The sequence below is a fragment of the Mesorhizobium sp. M4A.F.Ca.ET.050.02.1.1 genome, assembly GCF_003997725.1.
Taxonomy (GTDB): Bacteria; Pseudomonadota; Alphaproteobacteria; order Rhizobiales; family Rhizobiaceae; genus Mesorhizobium.
The window spans coordinates 1-3,887 of record NZ_RZSG01000575.1 but is presented as its reverse complement, the minus strand read 5'-3'; the positions used below and the strand labels follow the sequence as shown (position 1 = coordinate 3,887).

The window sequence follows — 3,887 nt, the reverse complement described above, 5'->3', positions numbered from 1 at the left end:
TTCTCGCTCGACGCGGCCCTGCTGCTCGCCCAGATGCAGAAGGACAATGTCGGCGCGATCGCGCTCGGCCTGCCCGTCAACATGGACGGGTCGGAAGGCCCGCGCGCCCAGAAATCGCGCGCTTTCGTGCGCAACATGGCGTCCCTGTCCGACCTGCCCTTCGTGCTCTGGGACGAAAGGTTGTCGACGGTGGCGGCCGAGCGGACGCTGATTGAGATGGATTTTTCGCGCAGGAAGCGCGCCGACAAGATCGATTCGGCGGCGGCGGCCTTTATTCTGCAGGGAGTGCTGGATCGGCTCCAGTCACTTGAGGAACCGAACCCGACCAGCGATTCCTGACCCAGGCGGTGATGTTGCGGCGGCGGCGGAACGCCCACAGCGCCATCAGCAGGAAGCTGTCGAAGACGCAGGCTTTCGCCACCATGCCGGGAATCAGAGCGGGATCGATGCCCAGCATCTCGCCGTAAAGCTGGAACACCAGGTCATGCAGCGGGCGGCTCAGCATCACGTAGCCGAAATTCATGTCGTTGAGCGACAAGAAGAACCAGCCCCAGAACAGGAGCAGCGGAGCGGCCCAGAGCGCGAACAGGGTACGCATCAGCGGCCATCCCTCGAATTCGCTTCCGGACGACCGGAAATGCGTGACAGCAGCGAACTGTGCGCGGCGCCCCGTGCCATGACATGGGCGGTCGCGCGGAATTCATTGTCGGCCGCGAATGCCTCAACCCGCGCCGAGCGCTGCTCGGCCAGCACCGCGACATAGGAAGCAAGCAGCGCCGTCAGTTGGACGGCGACGACCATGAACAGCCCGTCGATGCCTTGCGCCGCGCCGCCGACCAGAACCAGCGACAGCACGCCGGAGGCGGAAATGAAGGCGATGCGCGCGACACCATCCGTGGCGTCGGGATTTGCCGCTATGTTGAGCAGCGTTTCGACGAAGGCCCAGCAGAACAGCACCGCCACAACCAGCAGCGCGATCGACAGCGGCGCCACGACGGCGGCGTTTTCCAGGCCGGTGATGCGGCCGTTTTCCACCTCAAGGCCAAGCACGCCAAGGGCTGCCGCGACACCTCGATTGCCGTCGATGCAGATAAAGGCCAGCAGGGCGAAAACGATCGCCCAGTGCAAGGCCAGAAAAGAGGTCAATACATGCCGCATGGCGTTCCTGCTTTGCAGGGCAAGGAACGACATGGTTAACCAATCCTTGCTCCGACGGGAACAGTGGGCCTTGCGGGCCGCCGCCGCAATGGAAACCATTCATTAAGGTTAACGCCTATCCACAGGCCGGGATAAGGGACCGCACAGGTCCGCTCAGTTCACCGGCGGATAAAGCGTGTCGACGATCATGCGGGCGTCGTGGCGCGAATCGAGCATGCCATAGGTGTTGCGCCACTGGCCGGCGAGACGCGTCTCGACGAAGGCGTCTGCGATACGCCCTGCCCCCAACCGGCGAAGCTCGGCCGCCGCCGCCGACAGCGCCAGTTGCTCGGTGAGCAGGCGCGCCGAGCCCTCGTCGGTCGCCGCCACCTGCATGGCAGCCTTGAGCACGCCAATGGTGCCGCGGCCGCCTGCGCCGAGGTCGCGGTCGATGCCGGCCAGCACCTCCTCGAACAGGCCTGGCGCGCGGCCCAGCACGCGCAGCACGTCAAGCGCCATGACATTGCCGGAGCCTTCCCAGATCGCATTTACCGGAGCCTCGCGGTAGTAGCGGGCGAGCGGCGCCTCTTCGACATAGCCATTGCCGCCGAGGCATTCCATGGCTTCGTAGAGCAGCGGCGGCGCGATCTTGCAGACCCAGTATTTGACGACCGGCGTCATGGCGCGGGCGAAAGCCGCCTCGCCGCGATCGCTGGCCGCCTCGTCGAAAGAGCGCGCCAGACGAAACGACAGCGCGGTGGCGGCGGCAACGTCGAGCGCCATATCGGCAAGCACACGCTGCATCAGCGGCTGGTCAACCAGATTGGCGCCGAACACCTGTCGATGGCGGGCGTGGTGGACGGCTTCGGCCACCCCTGCCCGCATGATCGCCGATGAGGCGACGGCGCAGTCAAGCCTGGTCAGCGTCACCATGTCCATGATCGTCTTGATGCCAGCGCCAGGCTCGCCAACCATCTCGCCGATGGCGTTGACGAACTCCACTTCCGAGGAGGCATTGGAGCGATTGCCAAGCTTGTCCTTCAGCCGCTGGAAGCGGAAACCGTTGCCGGAGCCGTCGCCAAGGATGCGCGGAACAAGGAAGCAGGAAAGCCCTTCCGGCGCCTGCCCGAGCACCAGGAAGGCGTCGGACATCGGCGCCGACATGAACCATTTGTGGCCGGTCAGGCGATAGAATCCGCTGCCCGCCCGCTCGGCCCTTGTCACGTTGGCGCGCACATCGGTGCCGCCCTGCTTCTCGGTCATGCCCATGCCGAGGGTGAGCCCGGTCTTTTCGACCGGTGGCTTCTGGCTCTGGTCGTATTTGCGGGTCGTTACGCGCGGCGCCCATTCGCGGAACAGTTTTGGGCTTGCCATCAGCGCCGCCAGCGAGGCGCTGGTCATGGTGATCGGGCAGAGGTGCCCGGTCTCCAACTCGGCGGTGATGTAGAAGCGCGCCGCCCTCACCTGATGACGGCGGCCGATCTCGGCGTCGCCGTTTTCCCAGACCGAGGAATGCAGTCCGTTGGCGACCGAGCGGCGCATCAGGGCGTGGTAGGCGGGATGGTACTCGACCAGATCGATGCGCCGGCCCTGGCGATCATGGGTTTTGAGCTTCGGCGTCTCGACATTGGCGAGGCGGGCCAGTTCCTGCGCTTCCTGCGTCAGCACGAAACGGCCGAGCCCGTCGAGGTCCTTGCGCACCGGTTCAGAAAAGCGCTCGGCAAGCTGGATCAGCAACGGATCGCCCCGCCAGGCGTTGCCGCCCGTCAGCGGCGGCGGCTGGTTCGTCACGTCGTCGGTCACGCCCTGTCCTTATCTTGCGAAAGCTACGAATCCGAAGCCTTCGGCGGGTTATAGCCCAAGCGTTGCCGCGCGCACGACGAAAATACCGGGGAGAAAGCCTGCAATCCAAAGCTGGTGCTTGCGGCTGGGGACACCGCACCCTATAGCAGCGCCTTGAGATGACCGACGCTTCGTCCTTGCCGCTCTACCCTCATCGCCATCTTCTGGGCATCCGCGATCTTTCCCCCGCCGATATCGAGCTGCTGCTCGACCGGGCGGACCGGGCCGTCGCGATCTCGCGGCAGCCGGAGAAGAAAACCTCGACGCTGCGCGGCCGCACCCAGATCAACCTGTTCTACGAGGCCTCGACCCGCACGCAGTCGTCGTTCGAACTGGCCGGCAAGCGGCTCGGCGCCGACGTCATGAACATGTCGGTGGCGAGTTCCTCAGTTAAGAAGGGCGAGACGCTGATCGACACGGCGATGACGCTCAACGCCATGCGGCCGGACATCTTGATCATCCGTCACCAGTCGGCGGGTGCGGCAGCACTCCTGGCGCAGAAGGTCGGCTGCTCCGTCGTCAATGCCGGCGACGGCGCGCATGAGCATCCTACGCAGGCGCTGCTTGACGCCCTGACCATCCGCCGCGCCAAGGGGCCGCTGTCGAAGCTGATCGTGGCGATCTGCGGCGACATCCTGCATTCGCGCGTCGCCCGCTCCAACATCATGCTGCTCAATGCGCTCGGTGCCCAGGTGCGCGTCGTCGCGCCCTCGACGCTGCTGCCCTCGGGCATCGACAGGATGGGCGTCATCGTCGCCCGCTCGATGGCCGAAGGCCTCAAGGACGCCGATGTCGTGATGATGCTGCGCCTGCAGCGCGAGCGCATGGAAGGCGCTTTCGTGCCGTCGATTCGTGAGTATTTCCGCTATTTCGGCCTCGATGCCGAGAAGCTCAAGGCGGCCAAGGAC

Annotated in this window: 5 protein-coding genes; 2 read left to right on the top strand and 3 right to left on the bottom strand. The window is 65.3% G+C overall.

Annotated features, from left to right (window positions below; genetic code table 11):
- The coding region (gene ruvX / locus EOA33_RS27170; protein ID WP_127407045.1) for a Holliday junction resolvase RuvX at positions 1 to 339 on the top strand (339 nt) is incomplete at its 5' end.
- Here the strand turns inward: ruvX and EOA33_RS27165 are convergent.
- From EOA33_RS27165 to EOA33_RS27155, 3 genes are all read right to left on the bottom strand, one after another.
- A complete protein-coding gene (locus tag EOA33_RS27165) occupies positions 272 to 598 on the bottom strand; it encodes a DUF6105 family protein (RefSeq protein ID WP_126054687.1) in 327 nt (108 codons plus the stop codon). The genes ruvX and EOA33_RS27165 overlap by 68 nt on opposite strands.
- Positions 598 to 1,158 carry a hypothetical protein gene (locus EOA33_RS27160; protein ID WP_126059076.1) on the bottom strand — a complete coding sequence of 187 codons (561 nt, stop codon included), beginning with the start codon at positions 1,156 to 1,158 and terminating at the stop codon, positions 598 to 600. Before EOA33_RS27160 ends, EOA33_RS27165 begins: the two co-directional genes overlap by 1 nt.
- 153 nt (positions 1,159 to 1,311) lie before the next feature.
- On the bottom strand, positions 1,312 to 2,940 hold the full coding sequence (locus EOA33_RS27155) for a DNA alkylation response protein (RefSeq protein WP_127407044.1): 1,629 nt from the start codon (positions 2,938 to 2,940) through the stop codon (positions 1,312 to 1,314).
- Between the two features lie 158 nt (positions 2,941 to 3,098).
- Between EOA33_RS27155 and EOA33_RS27150 the strand changes: the two genes are divergently transcribed.
- A partial coding sequence (locus EOA33_RS27150) for an aspartate carbamoyltransferase catalytic subunit (RefSeq protein WP_127407043.1) occupies positions 3,099 to 3,887 on the top strand: 789 nt, incomplete at its 3' end.

What these genes read in the sequence shown, in the direction of transcription:
- EOA33_RS27165 (WP_126054687.1), bottom strand. Translation starts at nt 598, where the DNA reads ATGCGTACCCTGTTCGCGCTCTGGGCCGCTCCGCTGCTCCTGTTCTGG.
- EOA33_RS27160 (WP_126059076.1), bottom strand. Translation starts at nt 1,158, where the DNA reads ATGCGGCATGTATTGACCTCTTTTCTGGCCTTGCACTGGGCGATCGTT.